Genomic DNA, 18,397 nt, shown 5'->3' on the forward strand with positions numbered 1-18,397 from the left:
AAGACGGCAGCGAACCACGTCCCCCACCTCCGGTCGCTGCCGATCTGACGCGCCACGAACCGGTTCGCCCCTTACCCGGTTCACGAAGTGGCGCCGCAACGGAGAGCCGGTGCCGAGTTACGTCCCTACAGGCACCGGCTCATCCCACCTCAAACCTCTTCTGCTTCTTTGACCGGCGCCCCTCGCCGCGGCAGACGCCGCAGGCTAGACCCGAACGATGTCACGACCCGTTGTCCGCGCCGCCATATTCGGTCTGGCAGCCTTTGCCGTGGCCGCGGCCCTGCGCCGGGAAGACCGGAAACCGCTGAGAACGCCTCGCCTACCGGCACATCGGCGCCAGTTCGACAACCTGATCCTAGGCGCCGGCAGCCTCCTCGCCGCACAGGTCGTCCAACGGCAACTTCTGGGCCCCCTGCTCGAGGCGGATGCGGGACGATGCGGCGCCGTCCGCATGCTCCCGGCCTCCATCCGGCCGGTTGCCGCCTTTCTCGCCCTGGACTGGGCAATGTACTGGTGGCACCGCGCAACTCACAGGGTACCGCTATTGTGGCGGCTGCACCGCGTGCACCATGTCGACCTGGACCTGGATATGTCGACGGCCATCCGGTTTCACGCCCTCGATCAGTTGGTGTCAGCGCCGACCCGCGCCGCAATGATCCTGTTCGTGGGACCCGATGCGCGAGCGCACGCTCGCTGGAATCTCTTCTTCTTCGCCAGCGTCCTGTTTCACCATGCAAATGTACGGCTGCCTCGCGGTCTGGAGGAGAGGCTTGCGTGGGTCCTGACGACGCCGCGCATGCATGGAATCCACCACATGGCGCGCCGCGACGCCACAGATTCCAACTGGACGAGCGGGCTCAGCTTCTGGGATCGCCTGCATGGCAGCTTCCGTATGGACCTGAACGACGAGGCGCTCCCCATCGGCGTTCCCGGCTATCCGGATCAGCTCGGCGTCGCGGCCTCGCTGGCGCTGCCCGCCGCGCCTTCCGCAGATGACTGGAGCAGCCGCCGCTCGGCATCGAACATGTAGTCGCGCGTCAGCGGGACGGCGTCCCTGTGCCGGGAAAGCTGGATCTGCAGGTTCATATGGCCGCCATTCTCGAACGCCCCGCGCGAACCCGCGAGATAGAACAGCCACATCCGGTAAAAACGCTCGTCGAACAGGCGCACGATTTCCTCACGCGCGAATTTCGTACGGCGCAGCCAAGCATCCAGCGTCTTGGCATAATGGAGCCGCAGCACCTCGATATCGGTGATCCAGAGATATTCGTTCTCGATCGCCGGCGCGATCTCGCTGAGCGCGGGAGCATAGCCGCCGGGGAAGATATATTTTCGCGTGAAACTGTCGGTCTCGCCCGGACCGTCGGCGCGCCCGATCGTATGAATGAGAGCGACGCCGTCTTCGGTCAGGAGGTCACGGATCTTACCGAAGAAGGTCCGGTATTGCGGCACGCCCACATGTTCGAACATGCCCACGGAGACGATGCGATCGTAGCGGCCGGGAAGTTGCCGGTAGTCGATGAGCTCGAACCGGACCTGGTCCGCCACGTCGGCCTCCGCCGCGCGGCGCCGAGCGACGGCAAGCTGCTCCTCTGACAGCGTGACCCCCGTGACCTGCACGCCCGCAACCCGGTTCAGGTAGAGCGCCATCCCGCCCCAGCCGCAGCCAATGTCGAGCACATGCTGGCCTTCCTCGAGCAGCAGTTTGGCGGCGATGTGCGCCTTCTTGTCGTGCTGGGCGGTTTCCAGGTCTTCGACGCCCGGTCGGTAGTAGGCACAGCTATATTGCCGGTCGGCATCGAGAAAGAGGTCGTAGAGCCTGTCAGACAAGTCGTAGTGATGGGCAACATTCCGCCGGGCGATGCGCGGCTTGTTGCGCTGGTACAACCGGTTCAGCGCCCGTCCGGTCTCTGCGATGCCCCCCCGCGCGCGGTTGTCGTAGGTCCAGCGCGCATTGAGACTGACCAGCTCAAGCAGCGCCTCTATGTCGTCGCCGACAATCTGGAGATCGCCCTCCATATAGGCCTCGGCCGCGCCGAGCGCAGGGTCGCGGGCAATCCTTCGCGCGACCGAAGAGCGCGCAAAGCGGACGGTGACTTCAGGGCCGGTATCTCCGCCGGGACCGAAGCATTCTTCGCGCCACCCGGGACTGCGAACGACGAGCCGGCCTTTCTTCACCAGCCGCTTCAAAACCGGTGTCAGAATCAGCATCTAAACAGCACCAAGCCTCCGGCAATTCGCGAAATTCGGCCATTTATGCTACGTAAGCGAGATGGTCACTTCAACATCCGCAATGTCGCCTTCTCTGCAAACCGCAAGCGCGCTCCCGGCACGGCGCGAGCGCCTGAAACGCTTTGTCGCGCTGAAAGCGGAAGCCCGCGCCTGGCGAATTGCCGCCATATTGCTGTTCGTTGCCGCAAGTTTGATGATGTTCCGACTTTTGTCGGCGCCCGAGCCGGTGGCGGACGATGGTCCCGTCCTCCTCGGTGCCGGAAAGGCCGGCGTCGACCTGCCCGAACCTGCGGCCGAGGAACTCGCGGCTGCCGAGGCGAGCGCCGAAGCTGCCCTGCCCGACGCCGACGTCGCGGCGCCGGCCAGCCCCGCGGGGGAAGGTCAGGCTAGCTATTACGGCCCGGGCCTCGAGGGGAACCCCACGGCGAGCGGCGAGACCTTCGATCCCGAGAAACTGACCGCAGCCCATCGCAGCCTGCCCATCGGCAGTATGGTTCGGGTGACCCACAGCCGCAGCGGAGAGAGCGTAACGGTGCGCATCAACGACCGGGGTCCCTTCCACGGCAACCGGATCATCGACCTGTCGGTTGCCGCGGCCAGGGAACTTGGAATGCTGAATTCGGGAACCGCCCGAGTGCGTCTGGAACTGCTCGACTGATCAATCGGCTGCGAACAGTCGCAGCGCGGCCCCGATCATTGCCTCGGTGCCCATGGTGAGCGTGGGAAGGGGGTCGGGAGCGAATTTCGCACTGTGAAGCGACGGAAGACCGGTGCCGTCGCCACCTGCCGCCTCATAAACATCCCGGTCGACTGCACCGAGCCAGAACAATGTCGATTCCACGTCGCGATCTGCGCGATGATAACGGGCGAAGTCCTCACCCCCCATCACAGGATCCAGGGCAACGACGCGATCCTCGCCGAACCGATCAGCGAAAGTGCTCATCAGGACCGAAGTCTGCTCCTCGGTGTTGAACAGGGCCGGCGTATAAATTTCGTCCCAGGTCACTTCCGGCCAGTTTTCTTCCTCGATCCCGGCCGAAATGGCCTCGCCGCGTGCAACGCGCTGTATCCCGGACAGGAGCGCCTCGCGGCGTTCGTCCGTGTAGGAGCGAACGGTGAGCTGCAGATGCGCGGTGTCGGGAATGATGTTGTGCTTCGTGCCGGCATTGAAGGCCCCCACGGTCACGACGGCGGCCTCCTGCGGATCGGTTTCCCGCGACACCAGCGTCTGCAGCGCCCCCACGATGCGGGAGGCGAGGACGATGGGATCCTTCGTCGTATGCGGGTAAGCGCCGTGACCACCGGATCCTTTGACGATGATGTCGACCGAATCGACATTGGCCATTGCGTAACCCGAGGCCATGCCGAGCGTGCCGGCCGGCATCGACGCGGAATCGTGCAATGCCACGGCGTGATCCGGTCTCGGAAAGCGCTCGTAGAGGCCATCGTTCAGCATTGCCCGCGCGCCGTGACCGGTTTCCTCCGCCGGCTGGGCGATCATCACGAGCGTTCCCGACCACTCGTCCCGGTTGGCTGCCAGATAACGGGCGGCGCCGACCCAGCTGGTCATATGCACATCATGGCCGCAGGCATGCATGACACCCGCCGGCGAACCATTTTCCAGCGTCACGGTCTTCGTACTGGCATAGGGCAGGTCGGTCTCCTCGGTCACAGGAAGGCCGTCCATGTCGGCGCGTAGCATGACCACCGGCCCGGTGCCGTTCTCGATGACCCCGACGACACCTGTGCCGCCCACCCCTTCGGTAACATCGAACCCTGCATCGCGGAGCTCTGCGGCCATGCGCGCCGCGGTCTCGACCTCCTGTCCCGACAATTCGGGATTCTGGTGAAGATGCTTGTAAAGGGAGACGAGTTCGTCGGCTTCCCCAGTGACGTAGTCGGACACCTCGTCTGCGAAGACAGGCGCAGGAATGGCACTGCCGAGCAGCGCGGCAAAAATGGCGAAACGCATAGAAACTCTCCTTTTGCGGTGGTTCTGCCGCGAAGAATCGCCGCCGACTAGGGGAGTTTGGAAAGAAAGCCGACCGCGCGCCGGACAAGCGGCGAAAACAGCTTGTCGCGATACAGGCCGTTCGCCGCCGCCTTCGAGACTTCGCCCAGCGTGGGGTAGGGCGCGATATAGCTGGTGATGTCGCGTACCGAGAGCCCCTTTGCCATTGCCAGCGCCCAGGGATGGATCAACTCGCCGGCATGCGGTCCGACGATGGTGCAGCCGACCAGCTTCCCTTTCGACAGCACCAGCTTGATCTTGCCTGCGGTGCGCCGTTCCGCGCGAGCCCGGTCATTGTCCGCAAAACTTGCGCCCACGGTCGAGACATCGGGCTTCGCTTCCCGTGCCTTCGCTTCGGTCAGACCGACCTGCGCCAGTTCGGGGTCAGTATAGGTACACCAGGGCATCGCGCTCCAGTCGGCCTTGGCGGGAAGGCGAAAGACCGTGTTCCGGACGACAATGCCGCCATCATATCCTGCCGCATGGGTGAATTTCGGCCCTTCGCGGCAATCACCGATCGCGAAGATCGACTTGTTGCTGGTGCGCAGCCGGTCGTCGACCTTGATGGCGCGGTCTGCCTCGACCCCGGCCGCGTCCAGCCCCAGATCGTCTATGTTCGCGTCCCGGCCGACCGCCACGAGCAAATGCGATCCGCTCACCGTTCCGCCAGCCTTGAGGTGGAGCACCGGGCCGGCTTCGGACATGGAGGCGCGGGCGACTTCGCTCGACTCGCGGATCGTCACACCGTCTTCACGCAGCGCGTTGCGGACATGTTCGACGAACTCCGGATCGTCATTGCCCATGATGGAATGACGCTCGACGATCGTAACCTCGGAACCGAGGCGGCGGAACGCCTGTCCAAGTTCGACGCCGATATTGCCGCCGCCGAGGATGACCAGATGCTCCGGCTGCTCGGAAAGATTCCAGATCGTTTCGTTGGTCAGGAAGGGAATGTCGGACAATCCGTCGAGCGGCGGTATGAACGGGCGAGAGCCAGTCGCCAGAACGATATGCCTGGCATCAAAACGGCGGCCGTCCGCCTCGATTTCCTTGCGTCCGACGAGCCGGGCGCGTGCTCGCACGACCTCGGCGCCCAGCCTCTCGAATCGCTCCACGCTGTCATGGGGGGCAATCGACGCGATCACTTCCTGAACATGAGCCATGACACGCGGAAAGTTCACGCGCGGCGATGCCTCGATACCGAACTCCCCGGATTTTGCCGCGGCGTGAGCACGGTCGGCAGCCGCAATGAGAGATTTGGACGGCACACAGCCGAAGTTCAGGCAGTCGCCGCCCATTTCCCGCGCCTCAAAGAGAACCGTCTTCAGGCCAAGCTGGGCTGCCCCTGCGGCAACCGACAAACCACCCGAGCCGGCACCGATAATGGCTATGTCGTATGAGCTACTCATTGCCTCTCCCTCGTTGTTGTTTCGGCGCCCGGCATAGACGGGTTACCGATCACCCGATGCTGGCAGCAACGGACGCAGCCTCCGACATTTCATTTTCTCAATAAATTTGCGCGCAACATATACCGGTAAAATTGAGCGGGCCGCGGGAGCGTTCAGGGGGGGGGCGTTCGCTCCGGCGGCCCGTCTCTTGGGCAGGTGACTCGCTAGCGGGGGGGGGGGGGAAGCATCATCGCGAGTCAGACTTAAGAACCGACAATGCCGGGTTCGGTTCCCGCCAACAGATTTTTTCTAACCGCTACTCTCGGGACGGAATTCGAGCGCTGCGCCGTTCAGGCAATACCGCTTGCCGGTTGGCTGCGGGCCGTCATCGAACACATGTCCCAAATGCCCGCCGCACCGCGCGCAGTGTACCTCTGTACGAGGAACCACCAGTTTGAAGTCCGTACGAGTCTCCACCGCCTCGTCGAGAGGACGGTAGAAGCTGGGCCACCCCGTACCGCTCTCATACTTCGTCTCGGCGGGGAAAAGGTCCGCGCCGCAGCCCGCACACAAAAACACTCCACCGCGCTTTTCGTCGTTCAGCGGGGAGGACCCGGCAGGTTCGGTTCCTTCTTTGCGCAGCACCGCGAACTGCTCGGGAGTCAGCTCTTCCCGCCACTGCGCCTCGGATTTGCTGACTTCGAAGTCCGTGCTTCGACTGCGAAAGCTCTTCAGGATAGACATAGTCTATAAATACGAAGGGCCCGCCCTCCGTTCCCTGCTGCGACCGCTTGCGCAGTCCGGCGCCGGCCACAGCGCCTTTTCCGGCGCCGCACCATGGCGGGTCAATCAGCAGAGGGTGCCACTGCCTAGTCGGGGAAGACCCGGCCGAATACCGTGTCGACATGTTTCAGGTGGTAGTCGAGGTCGAACCGGCTTTCGATTTCCTCGTCCGACAGCGCGGCGGACACGTCCGGGTCGGCCTTGAGAAGCTCCATCAGGCTCAAATCGCCGTCAGCCTCCCACACCCGCATGGCATTGCGCTGGACCAGCCGGTAGGCATCCTCGCGGCTGACGCCCGCCTGCGTCAGCGCCAAAAGAACGCGCTGCGAATGAATCAGACCGCCCATCCTGTCGAGGTTCTTCTGCATGCGATCTGGATAGACGAGCAGCTTGTCCATCACACCCGTCAGGCGAACCAGCGCGAAATCCAGCGTGACCGTGGCGTCGGGGCCGATCAGCCGTTCGACCGAGGAGTGGGAGATATCGCGCTCATGCCACAGCGCCACATTCTCCATCGCCGGAATCGAGTAGCCGCGCACCAGCCTGGCGAGGCCGGTCAGATTTTCCGTCAGCACGGGATTGCGCTTATGCGGCATCGCCGAAGAGCCCTTCTGGCCCGGCGAGAAATACTCCTCGGCTTCCAGCACTTCGGTGCGCTGAAGATGGCGCACTTCGACGGCGAGGCGCTCGACCGACGACGCGATGACGCCCAAGGTCGCGAAATACATGGCGTGCCGGTCGCGCGGAATCACCTGGGTGGATACCGGCTCCGGTTCCAGTCCCATCTTCTCCGCCACATGCGCTTCGACGCGGGGATCGATGTTCGCAAATGTCCCCACCGCTCCGGAAATGGCGCAGGTCGCCACCTCCTCCCGAGCGATCAGCATGCGGCGTCGGCACCGGTCGAACTCGGCGTAGGCCTGAGCCAGTTTCAGGCCGAAGGTGGTGGGTTCGGCGTGGATACCGTGGCTGCGCCCGATGGTAACCGTATGCTTGTGCTCGCGCGCACGCCGCTCCAGCACCTCAAGGAGCTCGTCGAGGTCGGCGATCAGAATGTCCGCCGCGCGCACGAGCTGCACATTGAGGCAGGTGTCGAGCACATCCGAGCTGGTCATGCCCTGATGGACGAAGCGCGCCTCGTCGCCGACATGCTCCTGAAGGCTGGTGAGGAAGGCGATGACGTCGTGCTTCACCTCGCGCTCGATTTCGTCGATCCGGTCCACGTCGAAGCCGCCGCGTTCCCAGACGGCTTTCGCGGCGTCCTTCGGCACGACCCCGAGGTCCGCGAGCGCATCCATCGCGTGCGCTTCGATCTCGAACCAGATCTGGAACTTGGTTTCCGGCTCCCAGATTTTCGTCATCTCGGGGCGCGAATAGCGGGGGATCATCGGCGGGCTCCTTTTCGAGGTCGCGCGCCTAGCAGGACGATCCCGGCCCGGCAACGCGCGGGGGCAGCGGGCGGTCCGATCCTAGAGCAGCCCGTTCGCCCGGAAGCTATACTGGCCGTTTGCCCCGACGACGATATGATCGTGAAGCGCAATACCGAGAGGTGCGAGCGCCTGTTTGATGGTCTCCGTCATACCGATATCCGCTCGCGAAGGGCCGGGATCGCCAGACGGATGATTATGAACGATGATGAGCGCGGCGGCCCGTGTCTCGATGGCGAGGCGAACGAGTTCGCGCACATGGACGGCTGTCTGATCGACCGTCCCCTCGCTGAGCGCATGGTCGCGGATCAGCATGTTCTTCGAATTGAGAAACAATATGCGAAACTGCTCGCGCGGCAGCTGCGCCATGGCGATGCGCAGATAATCCTCCACGGCCGCCCAGTTTGAAAGGACCGGCCGGGCCGCGGCTTCCTCCCGCAAAAGTTGCGACGCCGCGGCGCTGACGAATCGAATGGCGGCGACCCCTCGCTCGCCGAGTCCCTTCACCCGCATCAACTCGCCATGGGAGGCCGCGAATACCGCACCATAGCTACCGAACTCGGCGATCAGCGACTTGGCCAGCGCCTTGGTGTCGCCGCGCCGATTGACGAGAGCCAGCAGATATTCGAGCAGTTCATAGTCGTGGAAGGCGTCGAACCCGGCCTCCGCCATGCGCCGGCGCAGCCGCTCGCGGTGGTTTTTCTGTAGTTCCCCCTCGCTCATCGACGGATGGTCTAGGCGGCTCTCATCCTCTGGCCAACGAGAACTTCGTTCGGCGCCGATGGGCGCGAATTTACCTTACGGGTCTCGACACCGTCACATGGCCGCTTTATCGCCACGCCGAACCACTGTTTCGCCCTCGTAGGACAGGGTGATCCCAGTCTCCACAGTATGAGGCGTGTATGCAGACGATTCTGATTACCGGGGGAACGGGGTCCTTCGGCAAGACCATGCTGCAGGATCTCCTTGATGCGGGCACGCCGGAGATCCGGGTCCTCAGCCGCGACGAGGAAAAGCAGGACGCGCTTCGCAACCAGCTCTCCGACTCTCGCGTGCGCTTCTACATCGGCGACATCCGCGAACGCGACAGTGTGGACCGCGCCATGAAGGGCGTCGACGCCGTCTTCCACGCAGCAGCGCTGAAACAGGTGCCCTCCTGTGAATTCTTTCCGCTGGAAGCGGTGCGCACGAACATCCTCGGATCCGAAAACGTCATTCGCTCTGCCGTCGAGCAGGACGTGAAGAGCGTCGTGTGCCTGTCGACCGACAAGGCCGTCATGCCGGTCAATGCGATGGGCATGTCGAAGGCATTGATGGAGAAGCTTGTCCAGTCCCGCGCGCGGGAGATCGGCGATAGTGCGGCGACGACGCTTTCGAGCGTCCGCTACGGAAACGTCATGTACTCGCGCGGGTCGGTCATCCCGCTGTTCATCAAGCAGATCAAGTCGGGCCGGCCGATCACCGTCACCGAGCCGCAGATGACGAGGTTCCTGATGCCGCTCCGGGATTCGGTCGCACTGGTGAAGTTCGCGTTCGATCATGCCCGCCAGGGTGACCTGTTCATCAAGAAAGCGGGCGCCTCCACCATCGCCGACCTGGTCACCGCGCTGAAAGAACTGTTCGGGGTTCCCGATCACGAGGTGCAGGAAATCGGATGGCGCCACGCGGAGAAGCTATACGAGACCTTGGCAAGCGCTCAGGAGCTGGCGACTGCCGAAGATATGGGCGACTATTTCCGCCTGCAGCTCGACACGCGCGATCTCAACTATAATGCCTATTTCAAGGAAGGCGACGAGGCGACCGCCGAGCTTGAAGACTATCATTCCCACAACACGCAGCGGCTGGATGTCGAGGGCGTGAAGGACCTTCTCCTTTCGCTCCCCGAGGTTCAGAGCGAACTGAAAGCCTGGGAGGCGGATCGCTCGTGAAGATCGCGGTCACCGGTGCAAAGGGGCTGCTGGGGTGGCACGCCAGCGCACGCATCCACGCTCAGAACTGCGCCGCCCGCTACAAGGGCGATGCGGACCCTTTCGAGCTGGTACAGGTCGATCGCGAGACCTTCGAGAATGACGCGGCGCTCTCGGCGGCGCTGAGCGGCGCCGATGCGGTCCTCCATTTCGCCGGCGTCAACCGCGGTGCCGAAAGCGAGGTGGAAGAAGCCAATCCCGCCATCGCGCGGAAGCTGGTCGCCGCTTGCAAGAGCGCCGGCGCGGCGCCGCATATCGTTTACGCCAACAGCACCCACGCCGCGCGCGATACCTTCTACGGTCGCTCGAAACGCATTGCCGGGGACATCCTCGGCGAATTCGCGGACCGGTACACCGATCTGGTCTTGCCGCACATTTTTGGCGAATGCGCAAAGCCCTATTACAACAATGTCACCGCCACGCTGATCGACCAGCTGTGGAAAGGCGAGACACCGGACCTCAACCCCGAGGGCCGGGTCCAGCTTCTTCATGCGGGCGAAGCGGCGCAGATCGCGATCGACGCGGCGGTGAATGGCGTCACCGGGCGGACCGCGCCGGAGGGCCGTGATATCGGGGTGACCGACCTGTACGACCGTCTCGGCTCCTTCCACGAGCTATACAGGGCGAATATCTTCCCCGCGCTGGCCGACCCGTTCGACGTCGCGCTGTTCAACAGCTACCGGGTCGGGGGCTATCCCGAGCATTACCCGCTGATGCTCAAGAAGAATGCGGATCATCGCGGTGTTCTGTTCGAAACCGCGAAGGGCGGGACCGCCCCGCAAAGCTTCATCTCCACCACGAAACCGGGGAAGACGCGCGGCGACCATTTCCACTACGATCTCGTGGAACGGTTCCTGGTCGTGCAGGGGCAGGCTGTCATCCGTATCCGCCGGGTCCTCACCGACGAGGTACATGAATTCGCGGTCGCCGGAGACGAGCCGGCGGCGATCGATATGCCGCCGCTTCACACGCATCATATCGAAAATGTCAGCGATGAAGACGTCGTGACGTTCTTTTGGTCGCATCACCTGTTCGATCCGGCCAACCCAGACACTTACGCCGACCCCGTATGAGGCTGCAGAGATGAGCAAGCTGAAGGTGACAACGGTTCTCGGCACGCGGCCGGAAATCATCCGATTGTCGCGCGTGCTGGCGCGGCTAGACGAATTCACCGACCACCGGATCGTCCATACCGGCCAGAACTGGGATTATGAGCTGAACGAGGTGTTCTTCTCCGATCTCGACGTAAGGAAGCCGGATCACTTCCTAGGGGTCGATACGTCGAGCCTGGGGGCGGTTCTCGGCGGCATCCTTATCGAAACGGAAAAGGTGCTGAAAGCAGAGCGGCCGGATGCCCTTCTGGTTCTCGGCGACACAAACAGCGCGATCGCCGCAATTATGGCGCGCCGCCTGAAGATTCCGATATATCATATGGAAGCCGGCAACCGGTCGTTCGACCGCAATGTGCCCGAGGAGACGAACCGCCGCCTCGTCGACCACATCGCCGACTTCAACCTGACCTATACCGAGCATGCGCGGCGACATCTTCTGTCCGAGGGCATGCAGCACCGCCGCGTGTACGTCACCGGATCGCCCATGCGCGAGGTTCTCGACCATTATCGCAGTCGCATCGAGGCTTCCGACATCCTGTCGCGCCTGGAATTGAAGCCTCAGGGTTATTTCATCGTGTCGATGCACCGAGAGGAGAATGTCGATAGCAAGGAGCGGCTACGGTCTCTCGTTGGCACGCTGAACTCGCTTGCCGAGCGCTACGACATGCCGGTGATCGTCTCCACACATCCCCGCACGCGAAACCGTCTCGAACAGCTGGATGACGTGCAGCTCGACCCGCGCGTGCGCGACCTGAAGCCGTTCGGCTTCCATGACTATAACCATCTACAGATGCAGGCCTATTGCGCCATTTCGGACAGCGGCACGATCGCGGAGGAAAGCTCAATGCTGGACTTTCCGGCCATCACGCCGCGCGATTCCATCGAACGCCCCGAAGCACTGGACACGGGCAGCATCGTAAGCACCGGCCTCGACCAGGACACGATGCTGCAGGCGATCGAGGCCGTGGTGGCCATGCATCAGGAGCGCCAAGAAAGCGGCGCTCCCATTCCCGTGCCGGACGACTATTGCATCACCAATACTTCGGAACGGGTCGTGAAACTCATCCTGGGGACGGCGAAGCTGTCCAACCAGTGGGACGGCATCCGCATGCACGATTATGTCTGACGATGAGGCGCCGCGACCGCATATTTAAGCGCGGCCTCGATATCGCCGGCTCAGCAGCGGGACTGGCTGTCCTTTGGCCGGTGATCGCCGTTTCGATCGTGCTGGCGCGGCGCGATACGAAGGCCTCCGGGCTGTTCGCACAGACCCGGATCGGCCAGCATGGCCGGCCCTTCACAGTGTACAAGCTGCGTACCATGCGAGCAGTCTCCGGAACCAGCATCACAACGGCGAACGATGCGCGCATCACCCCCTTGGGCGCGAAATTCCGCCGCTGGAAACTGGATGAGCTCCCGCAGCTATGGAACGTCCTCAAGGGAGACATGTCCTTCGTGGGTCCCAGGCCCGATGTTCCCGGTTATGCCGACCGGCTGGAAGGCCGGGATCGCAAGGTACTCGAGCTGAAACCCGGCATCACCGGCCCTGCAACCCTCAAATACCGTGAGGAACAGGATATGCTGGCCGCAGCGGACGATCCCGTTGCCTTCAACGACAACGTGATTTGGCCGGACAAGGTCCGCATCAATCTGGCATATCTAGAAAATTACCGCCTCTCCGACGACATCAAGATGATCTGGCGCACGGTACGCGGCGAATGAAGATCCTGATTATTTACCGGCATTTCTGGCCGGACTCGCCGCCCTATGCCTCCATGCTCCGGTCCATTTCCGCGCGGCTGGCCGCGGAGGGGCACGATGTGACGATCTGGGCCGAAATGCCCTGCTACAAGCTGAGCGACGGCAGCCTGTCGCCTTCGCGGCGCGAGGTTATCGACGGCGTAAACGTCGAACGGTTTCGCCGCCTCCCCTTCTGGAGCCGTTCCGGACTTGTGCGAACCCTGGCGAAGCTTGCGTTCGTGCCCCGAATCCTGGTGAAGACCCTGACCGCACGCGCCGCGGGCTACGATTTCGACCTGGTATGGACCGCGACGATCCCGCCGGTACTCCAGGGATGGTGCGGACGCATCGTGGCCCGGCTTTTCGGCTCACAGTTTCTCTATCACTGCCAGGATCTCTACCCCGAACTTGCCGAGCATATGGGAATGATCACGCAAGAAGGTGCGCTCAGCAGGATGGCAAGGGCGATCGAGCGCCGAAACCGCGAGCGCGCCGACCTGCTCGTCACCCTGTCCGAGGACATGCGCACAACCGTCACCGCGCTAGCGGAGCCGAGACGTACGGTCATCATCAACAATTTCCTGCTCGAGGACTTCGGAGCCTCGAAGGAAAGCGAGCCCGCGGCCCACGAAACCGCGGAGACGAATAGACCCGATCTGTCGTTCCCGGTGGCGGTCGCCGGGGAGTCGAGCGACGAAGAGGCCCTCGATATCATCTTCGCCGGCAATATGGGGCAGTTCCAGGGACTGACCGAGTTCCTTCAGGGGTTTATCGCCACTGCGACCGAGACGCCTGTCCGACTGACCTTCATGGGTGACGGAAAGGCGGCAGCCGATCTGAGGCAGTTGGCAAAAGACGATCCGCGCGTCCGGTTCATACCTCAGCTACCCTTCGAAGAGGCCAAGGAGATCATTGCCCAATACGATTTCGGCCTGATCTCGCTCGAACCCGGAATCCACCGTTATGCCTTCCCTTCAAAGACTCTGACCTATCTGGGTCTCGGCCTCCCGATCATCGCGTTGGTAGAAGAGGACAGCGACCTCGGACGGCTCGTTCGCGATGCGCGCGTAGGCATGGTGATCGGCAAGCGCGACGAGCCGAGCATTGCAGCAGCTATCGAGACATTGGCACAGCGGAGCGCCGTTCATTCGGAAGAACGGGGCCGCGTTCTCTCGCTATACTCCGAAGCTTATTCGCGCGAAGCCCGGCTGGATCAGTGGGTGGCCGCCATCGAACAGCTAGGATCAGCGCCTCTGCGAAGCCGCGCCAAGTAGCCGGAGCAATAAAAGAAACAGGACGCCGTTCGTAGCGCCGGTCGCCAGCGCCGAGCCGGCGACGATGAGCGTCGGCCTGCCCCACCAAATCGCCACGGCGGACATACCGGCGAACAGAAGGGCCGACGCTATGTTCATGGCAAGAACAGTCCGCTCGCGATGGAGAACGTTGAGTACCGTGCTTGCCGGGCCTGCCAAGGCCGACATGAAGTGGCCCGCCGCCAGCAGAAGGAACCAGGACGAATATTCGCGCAGCACACTGCCGAACGGCGTCGCGGCGATCCCTGCCAACGCTGCGAGTACCGCCACGTAGAAGGTAGCGCAGGGCAAGCTGAACCGCTGAAGATACTGCCGCGCGGTCACGGTCTCCATCCCGTCCTTGATGAGATCGAAGAACGCCCGGTTGTTCACGACGAACAACAGGAAAGTCCCAGCGAAGGCCAGCCGCTCAACCGCGCGGTAAGCGCCCACCTCACGTTCGGTGAGAACAAGCGCCAGCAAGATCACGGCGATCTGCGTGTAGATGAGGATCGTGAATTCCGAGCCGAAATAGAAGAGATTGGCCCGGGCGGCTGATGGCCTGCGGAACGTCAGGTGGCTATGACGCGCAAGAAAGACGAGGGTCGCGGTCACGTGCGCAAACGCGAATGCCAGAAAGACCAGATCAACGTCGAGGCCCAGCACCAGCGCCAGGTAGAAGTTGGCCAACAGGACAAAGGTCGCGTCGTAGAAAATCTGAACGTTGGGACTGAGCGACACGCGCAGCATGTTCCCCAGCGTGAGGGAAAAGCCGAGCGTTGTCGTTGCCACTGCCATGAGCGGGCCGACCTCAGGCCAGAAAAACGACAGACCGACTGCGACCGGTAGGCAAAGCAGGTACCGGGCGCCGATGGAGACGGCATAGTCTCCACGCAGCCTACGGACGTCTGCCTCGGCCTCTCGAGCGTCTCGCGCCAGTTCCACATCGCTGCCGAGCTTCGTCAGCGCCATGGCGAACATGGCGCCGGCATGAAGAAGTGCGATCCGCCCGATCACGGCTGCCTCGGACGCCGCCCCGAAGCGCAGCATGGTCAGGAAAAGGGCGCCGACCAATATAACCTTGGCGAGCGCGAAAGGGCTGAGAACAAGCGCCGCGAGACGCCGGACCATCGCGGTCACATCAGGCGCGCCGCTGGATAAAGAGGGAGGACCCGAACAGGACCGCCGTCCAGAAGAGATAGCCGAAGTAGATATCCCCGGTCTGCGCGAGCTGCAGATTTCCGACCATGTAGAGAAGCGTGTAAATGTTGTACACGAACAGCGTCTTGGCAATGTAACAGCCGGTTTGGGACACGGACCTGTAGAGGCGCCGAGTGTACCAGCCGAAGGCCAGAAAGAAAACGGGAACGAGCCAGAGCCCAAAGTCATTGCCGAGCTGGACGAAACCGGTGCTCCATGCACCGCGGGAGGTCCAGCCCAGATAGTCTAGCTGCTGCACGATGCCGGCATCGCAGTTCATTCCAAACTGCTCTGCCAGATAGGTCAGCGGCCGCGAATGACCGTAGAAGGGGCAGAAGGACATGGCGCCCTCAACGGCTGCTTCGAGCCCGTTGAAGCCGTGAGTGAGATAGCGATAGCCCATGATGAAGAGGAAGGTGAAGGGGTCCTCGATATAGTCATTGAGGTAGATGCAGCTGTTGGTGTTCTGAAAACAATGGAAGGTCAGCTGGGCCAGCCGTTCGGTCTTGCGGAACACAAACGCAGCGAGAATGAAGACCAGCCCCGCTCCGCCCACGATATAGGGCCAGATCGCGACACGCCCTGCCTTCGAGCGGTCTCCCTGCGGGCGGTCGATCGGCAGCAGAAGCGACGCGAACACCAGGATCGCGATGTCGAACAGCTCCTTGTCGGTACCGCGAGCAATCGAAAACACGACGGCACAGCCAAAAGCGAGCCCGCACGAGATCAGCCCGATCCTGCGTTCGCGATAGAGAATGATCGCCAAGGGTAGAAACAGGACGAGCAGCCAGCTGAAGATGGCTTTGAACGCCAGCAGTTCTATGCGCTCGGACCTGTCTGCCGCGAGAGAGTCATGCATCTGGGAATAGGCCGAGGCCGGATCAAAGATCAGGCCGGGGACTTCCAGAAGCGATACGCCCGCGTAGGTACTGACATTCAGCGGGAGAATTATGAAATTCAGAAGCAACGAGGCGAGGAACAGCCGCTTGGCGGTCCGGCTACTACTGATCAGCGGTGTAAACTGCCCGCGCCCAAAGGCCGCCCCCACGCCGAAACAGAAGATCGTCAAGGCAAGGAATATCAGTACCTTAATCAGGCTGTCCGCTGGCGGATAGATGTCATACGGGTCGAAAAGATACAGCGCGAAACAGGATAGCCAGAACGCGATCGAGACGTTGAACCAGCGCCATTCGAGAATGCGCGTCACGCTAGTGGGGGCCGTGCGTGCGTCCATGGCTGGTATGCTTCCCTATCCGGCCGGGGAAAATAAGGTCAGTCAGGCTACCGTAGGCGCCTGCTCTCGGGTATCAGCCTCTGCGCGGCTTTCCTAGACCCGGCGAGTGAACCCCTGACTCTCTTCATACATATCGGCCAGCCGAAGACGGCGACTACGACGCTCCAATATGCCATTCTGGACCAGCCGGCCAACCAGCATATCTATCTGGGGAAGTACCGGTCTGCCGAGAGCGCGGTGCACCGGGAGGTCAACCGACTGCTCGAAACCGGCAAATCGGCTCTTCGCGCGGAACTGGAGGCTGCGGGGGCGGGCACGCCGGAGCCTTCGCCGCTCATCTACTCCAACGAGATGCTGCTGGTGGATGGAAATCTGCGCTGGCAGGAAAAGCTCCGCCTTATCGGCGAAGAGCTAGCAGCAATGGATCCCGTCTTTCTCGTCACGTGCCGCAAGCCGCCGGCGCTTCTTCGATCGCTCTACGCCGAGCTACAGGTCAGTGGGGGGTATCGAACATTCTCCGCTTTCCTCCGATCCAATCAGGCGGCGATTGCGGACCTCGAGACGGTGGACGCGGAACTGGCCCGCTTCGGCGACAGATACTATGTCGACTTCGACGTGCTCACCGGCACGCGCTTTTCAATCCTCCGCGACGTGACGGCGGACATCACGATCCCCGCGGATTTCGGCGCGGAAAACCAGCGTGGATCCACGGCAGCGGGAATCGTGACCCGAAAATACACTCTGCGTGAGCGGATCGCGAGCCTCCCGGGGGCCAAGGCGGCTAGGAGACTCCTTCCAGGAGGCCTGCGCAGGCGGCTCGCCAGCACTTTGGAGGCCGTTTCGCTCGGCGACCGAGGGGTCATCCCCTACGAAACGGCCGAGGAGGTCGATCCGGGTCTGTTGGAGTCCTTTTCTTCCTTCATGGCGGAGGACCGGGCGGACGGGATCGTCCGCCGCGAAAAACGCGCCGGCGGCTAGTGCCGGTTCAGCAGTCGCGGCAGGTTCGCGGCGAAGTCCGCTACTTCGGTTTCCACCCGTTCGAGGTAGCGCCGACGCCGTTCCGGGAAGGCCTGATGAAGGGCAGACAGCCGCTCTTCGGTCACTTCGTCCACTCGTAACCCGATCCCGTCCGCATCGAACAGGCGATCGAGTGCCGGCGTCCTAGGGCCTTCGAAGAGAACGGGAATCCCAGCGAGAAGGTAGGACATCGTTTTCGACGGGAAGAATGGCATGTCGAACCGCGGGTCGATGCTGACGAGACCGAAGTCCAGCCTTCCCAGTTCGCTGTACAATTTCTCGAGGGGGAGAAAGCCGCGCTCCTTGAGCGTCAGGCGCCCCTCGGCTTGCGCAAGCTGCACAAGAGCGGGCGGGATGTCGCTGGATGTGAACAGGTGAAGCTCGACCTCGCCGCGGCAGCTATCGAGCACTTGCCGAACCGTTGATGGAAGATCGCGAAGCGGATTGATCTGCCCTGCCCAGGCCAGTCGCAGCGGATCCGACGGACGGCGGGGTTGGCCGAGTGCAGGACGTGGCTCCTCCACGGTCCACATCGGAACAACTCTGACATTGCCGGCGCCCTTCCTGCGAACATGCTGGAGGTAATCCTCGCTGTTCACCAGGACTAGGTCCGACAGCGCATATGCGGCATTCTCGAGCTTCGAAAGGCACCAGGAAAGCAGCCGGTGCCGGCTCGCCCACCCCAAACTCTCAGGGTAGATATCCCAGATCACCAGAATGATCGGCCGGCCTGTCAGCTTGGCCGCCAGGAGGGTGGGCAATGAAAACGCCGCGGCGCTGTGGCTCAAGACCATGGCGTGCCGAAAGAGTGCGGCCACATTGCCAATTTCGCTCCTTAGGGCGGAGACAAGTTTGGCAACTCTGCCAGACGGCAGACCGCGCGGCCTGACTTCGTAAGGCATGACGCGGCCGATATAGGTGCCCAAAGCCAATAACAGCTGTGTGGTCGTCTGGTTCGCACCACCATTGCTGAGGACAAGCAGGGACGACGCTT

At 62.6% G+C, this 18,397-nt stretch carries 17 protein-coding genes; 8 read left to right on the forward strand and 9 right to left on the reverse strand.

Annotated elements, in window-relative coordinates:
- Nucleotides 1-217 precede the first annotated feature (217 nt).
- On the forward strand, nucleotides 218-1,030 hold the full coding sequence (locus KCN53_RS02085; protein ID WP_088711668.1) for a sterol desaturase family protein: 813 nt from the start codon (nucleotides 218-220) through the stop codon (nucleotides 1,028-1,030).
- On the opposite strand, the gene KCN53_RS02090 is transcribed toward KCN53_RS02085, so the two are convergent.
- Entirely contained in the window at nucleotides 943-2,211 is a 1,269-nt protein-coding gene (locus tag KCN53_RS02090) for an SAM-dependent methyltransferase (RefSeq protein WP_088711667.1), read from the reverse strand. The two genes, KCN53_RS02085 and KCN53_RS02090, sit on opposite strands and share 88 nt — an antisense overlap.
- A gap of 82 nt (nucleotides 2,212-2,293) precedes the next feature.
- Between KCN53_RS02090 and KCN53_RS02095 the strand changes: the two genes are divergently transcribed.
- Nucleotides 2,294-2,890, forward strand: coding sequence for a septal ring lytic transglycosylase RlpA family protein (locus KCN53_RS02095; RefSeq protein ID WP_224199290.1), 597 nt, complete (start codon nucleotides 2,294-2,296; stop codon nucleotides 2,888-2,890).
- Here the strand turns inward: KCN53_RS02095 and KCN53_RS02100 are convergent, their stop codons facing one another.
- From KCN53_RS02100 to radC, 5 genes are all read right to left on the reverse strand, one after another.
- Nucleotides 2,891-4,204, reverse strand: coding sequence for an amidohydrolase (locus tag KCN53_RS02100; protein WP_088711665.1), 1,314 nt, complete (start codon nucleotides 4,202-4,204; stop codon nucleotides 2,891-2,893).
- 47 nt (nucleotides 4,205-4,251) lie between these two features.
- Entirely contained in the window at nucleotides 4,252-5,652 is a 1,401-nt protein-coding gene (locus tag KCN53_RS02105; RefSeq protein WP_088711664.1) for a dihydrolipoyl dehydrogenase family protein, read from the reverse strand.
- Nucleotides 5,653-5,940: 288 nt separating this feature from the next.
- Nucleotides 5,941-6,375 (reverse strand): peptide-methionine (R)-S-oxide reductase MsrB, encoded by a 435-nt coding sequence (gene msrB / locus KCN53_RS02110; protein ID WP_088711663.1) that lies wholly within the window; start codon nucleotides 6,373-6,375, stop codon nucleotides 5,941-5,943.
- 125 nt (nucleotides 6,376-6,500) lie between these two features.
- On the reverse strand, nucleotides 6,501-7,802 hold the full coding sequence (gene purB / locus KCN53_RS02115; protein ID WP_088711662.1) for an adenylosuccinate lyase: 1,302 nt from the start codon (nucleotides 7,800-7,802) through the stop codon (nucleotides 6,501-6,503).
- Nucleotides 7,803-7,883: 81 nt separating this feature from the next.
- Entirely contained in the window at nucleotides 7,884-8,564 is a 681-nt protein-coding gene (gene radC / locus KCN53_RS02120) for a RadC family protein (protein ID WP_088711661.1), read from the reverse strand.
- Between the two features lie 179 nt (nucleotides 8,565-8,743).
- On the opposite strand from radC, the gene KCN53_RS02125 reads away from it, so the two are divergent.
- The 5 genes from KCN53_RS02125 to KCN53_RS02145 are packed head-to-tail and all read left to right on the forward strand — an operon-like array spanning nucleotide 8,744 to nucleotide 13,934.
- The gene (locus KCN53_RS02125) at nucleotides 8,744-9,769 is read left to right on the forward strand and encodes an SDR family NAD(P)-dependent oxidoreductase (protein ID WP_088711660.1); all 1,026 of its coding nucleotides are present in this window, start codon (nucleotides 8,744-8,746) and stop codon (nucleotides 9,767-9,769) included.
- On the forward strand, nucleotides 9,766-10,881 hold the full coding sequence (locus tag KCN53_RS02130) for a polysaccharide biosynthesis C-terminal domain-containing protein (RefSeq protein ID WP_088711659.1): 1,116 nt from the start codon (nucleotides 9,766-9,768) through the stop codon (nucleotides 10,879-10,881). The genes KCN53_RS02125 and KCN53_RS02130 overlap by 4 nt, the downstream gene beginning before the upstream one ends.
- Nucleotides 10,882-10,891: 10 nt before the next feature.
- Nucleotides 10,892-12,046, forward strand: a complete 1,155-nt coding sequence (wecB, locus tag KCN53_RS02135) for a non-hydrolyzing UDP-N-acetylglucosamine 2-epimerase (protein ID WP_088711658.1) — start codon at nucleotides 10,892-10,894, stop codon at nucleotides 12,044-12,046.
- Between the two features lie 2 nt (nucleotides 12,047-12,048).
- Nucleotides 12,049-12,642 carry a sugar transferase gene (locus KCN53_RS02140; RefSeq protein ID WP_088711657.1) on the forward strand — a complete coding sequence of 198 codons (594 nt, stop codon included), beginning with the start codon at nucleotides 12,049-12,051 and terminating at the stop codon, nucleotides 12,640-12,642.
- Complete coding sequence (locus KCN53_RS02145) at nucleotides 12,639-13,934, forward strand: glycosyltransferase family 4 protein (protein ID WP_088711656.1); 1,296 nt, start codon at nucleotides 12,639-12,641, stop codon at nucleotides 13,932-13,934. Before KCN53_RS02140 ends, KCN53_RS02145 begins: the two co-directional genes overlap by 4 nt.
- On the opposite strand, the gene KCN53_RS02150 is transcribed toward KCN53_RS02145, so the two are convergent.
- Together KCN53_RS02150 and KCN53_RS02155 are read right to left on the reverse strand one after the other, a co-directional pair.
- Complete coding sequence (locus tag KCN53_RS02150; RefSeq protein WP_088711655.1) at nucleotides 13,905-15,092, reverse strand: polysaccharide biosynthesis protein; 1,188 nt, start codon at nucleotides 15,090-15,092, stop codon at nucleotides 13,905-13,907. The genes KCN53_RS02145 and KCN53_RS02150 overlap by 30 nt on opposite strands.
- Before the next feature lies 1 nt (nucleotide 15,093).
- Complete coding sequence (locus KCN53_RS02155; RefSeq protein ID WP_088711654.1) at nucleotides 15,094-16,386, reverse strand: hypothetical protein; 1,293 nt, start codon at nucleotides 16,384-16,386, stop codon at nucleotides 15,094-15,096.
- 237 nt (nucleotides 16,387-16,623) lie between these two features.
- Between KCN53_RS02155 and KCN53_RS02160 the strand changes: the two genes are divergently transcribed.
- On the forward strand, nucleotides 16,624-17,364 hold the full coding sequence (locus KCN53_RS02160; protein WP_088711653.1) for a hypothetical protein: 741 nt from the start codon (nucleotides 16,624-16,626) through the stop codon (nucleotides 17,362-17,364).
- Here the strand turns inward: KCN53_RS02160 and KCN53_RS02165 are convergent.
- Nucleotides 17,361-18,305, reverse strand: a complete 945-nt coding sequence (locus tag KCN53_RS02165) for a glycosyltransferase (protein ID WP_224199420.1) — start codon at nucleotides 18,303-18,305, stop codon at nucleotides 17,361-17,363. The genes KCN53_RS02160 and KCN53_RS02165 overlap by 4 nt on opposite strands.
- Nucleotides 18,306-18,397: the final 92 nt, after the last annotated feature.

The organism is Pacificimonas aurantium, assembly GCF_020092905.1.
In the GTDB taxonomy this organism is placed as follows: Bacteria; Pseudomonadota; Alphaproteobacteria; order Sphingomonadales; family Sphingomonadaceae; genus Pacificimonas; species Pacificimonas aurantium.

Excerpts from the sequence above, each read along its gene's own strand:
- KCN53_RS02165 (WP_224199420.1), bottom strand. The coding sequence starts at position 18,305 with ATGCCTTACGAAGTCAGGCCGCGCGGTCTGCCGTCTGGCAGAGTTGCC.
- KCN53_RS02145 (WP_088711656.1), top strand. The coding sequence starts at position 12,639 with ATGAAGATCCTGATTATTTACCGGCATTTCTGGCCGGACTCGCCGCCC.
- KCN53_RS02140 (WP_088711657.1), top strand. The coding sequence starts at position 12,049 with ATGAGGCGCCGCGACCGCATATTTAAGCGCGGCCTCGATATCGCCGGC.
- KCN53_RS02155 (WP_088711654.1), bottom strand. The coding sequence starts at position 16,386 with ATGGACGCACGCACGGCCCCCACTAGCGTGACGCGCATTCTCGAATGG.
- KCN53_RS02085 (WP_088711668.1), top strand. The coding sequence starts at position 218 with ATGTCACGACCCGTTGTCCGCGCCGCCATATTCGGTCTGGCAGCCTTT.
- radC (WP_088711661.1), bottom strand. The coding sequence starts at position 8,564 with ATGAGCGAGGGGGAACTACAGAAAAACCACCGCGAGCGGCTGCGCCGG.
- KCN53_RS02100 (WP_088711665.1), bottom strand. The coding sequence starts at position 4,204 with ATGCGTTTCGCCATTTTTGCCGCGCTGCTCGGCAGTGCCATTCCTGCG.
- KCN53_RS02105 (WP_088711664.1), bottom strand. The coding sequence starts at position 5,652 with ATGAGTAGCTCATACGACATAGCCATTATCGGTGCCGGCTCGGGTGGT.
- KCN53_RS02125 (WP_088711660.1), top strand. The coding sequence starts at position 8,744 with ATGCAGACGATTCTGATTACCGGGGGAACGGGGTCCTTCGGCAAGACC.
- wecB (WP_088711658.1), top strand. The coding sequence starts at position 10,892 with ATGAGCAAGCTGAAGGTGACAACGGTTCTCGGCACGCGGCCGGAAATC.
- purB (WP_088711662.1), bottom strand. The coding sequence starts at position 7,802 with ATGATCCCCCGCTATTCGCGCCCCGAGATGACGAAAATCTGGGAGCCG.
- msrB (WP_088711663.1), bottom strand. The coding sequence starts at position 6,375 with ATGTCTATCCTGAAGAGCTTTCGCAGTCGAAGCACGGACTTCGAAGTC.
- KCN53_RS02090 (WP_088711667.1), bottom strand. The coding sequence starts at position 2,211 with ATGCTGATTCTGACACCGGTTTTGAAGCGGCTGGTGAAGAAAGGCCGG.
- KCN53_RS02095 (WP_224199290.1), top strand. The coding sequence starts at position 2,294 with ATGTCGCCTTCTCTGCAAACCGCAAGCGCGCTCCCGGCACGGCGCGAG.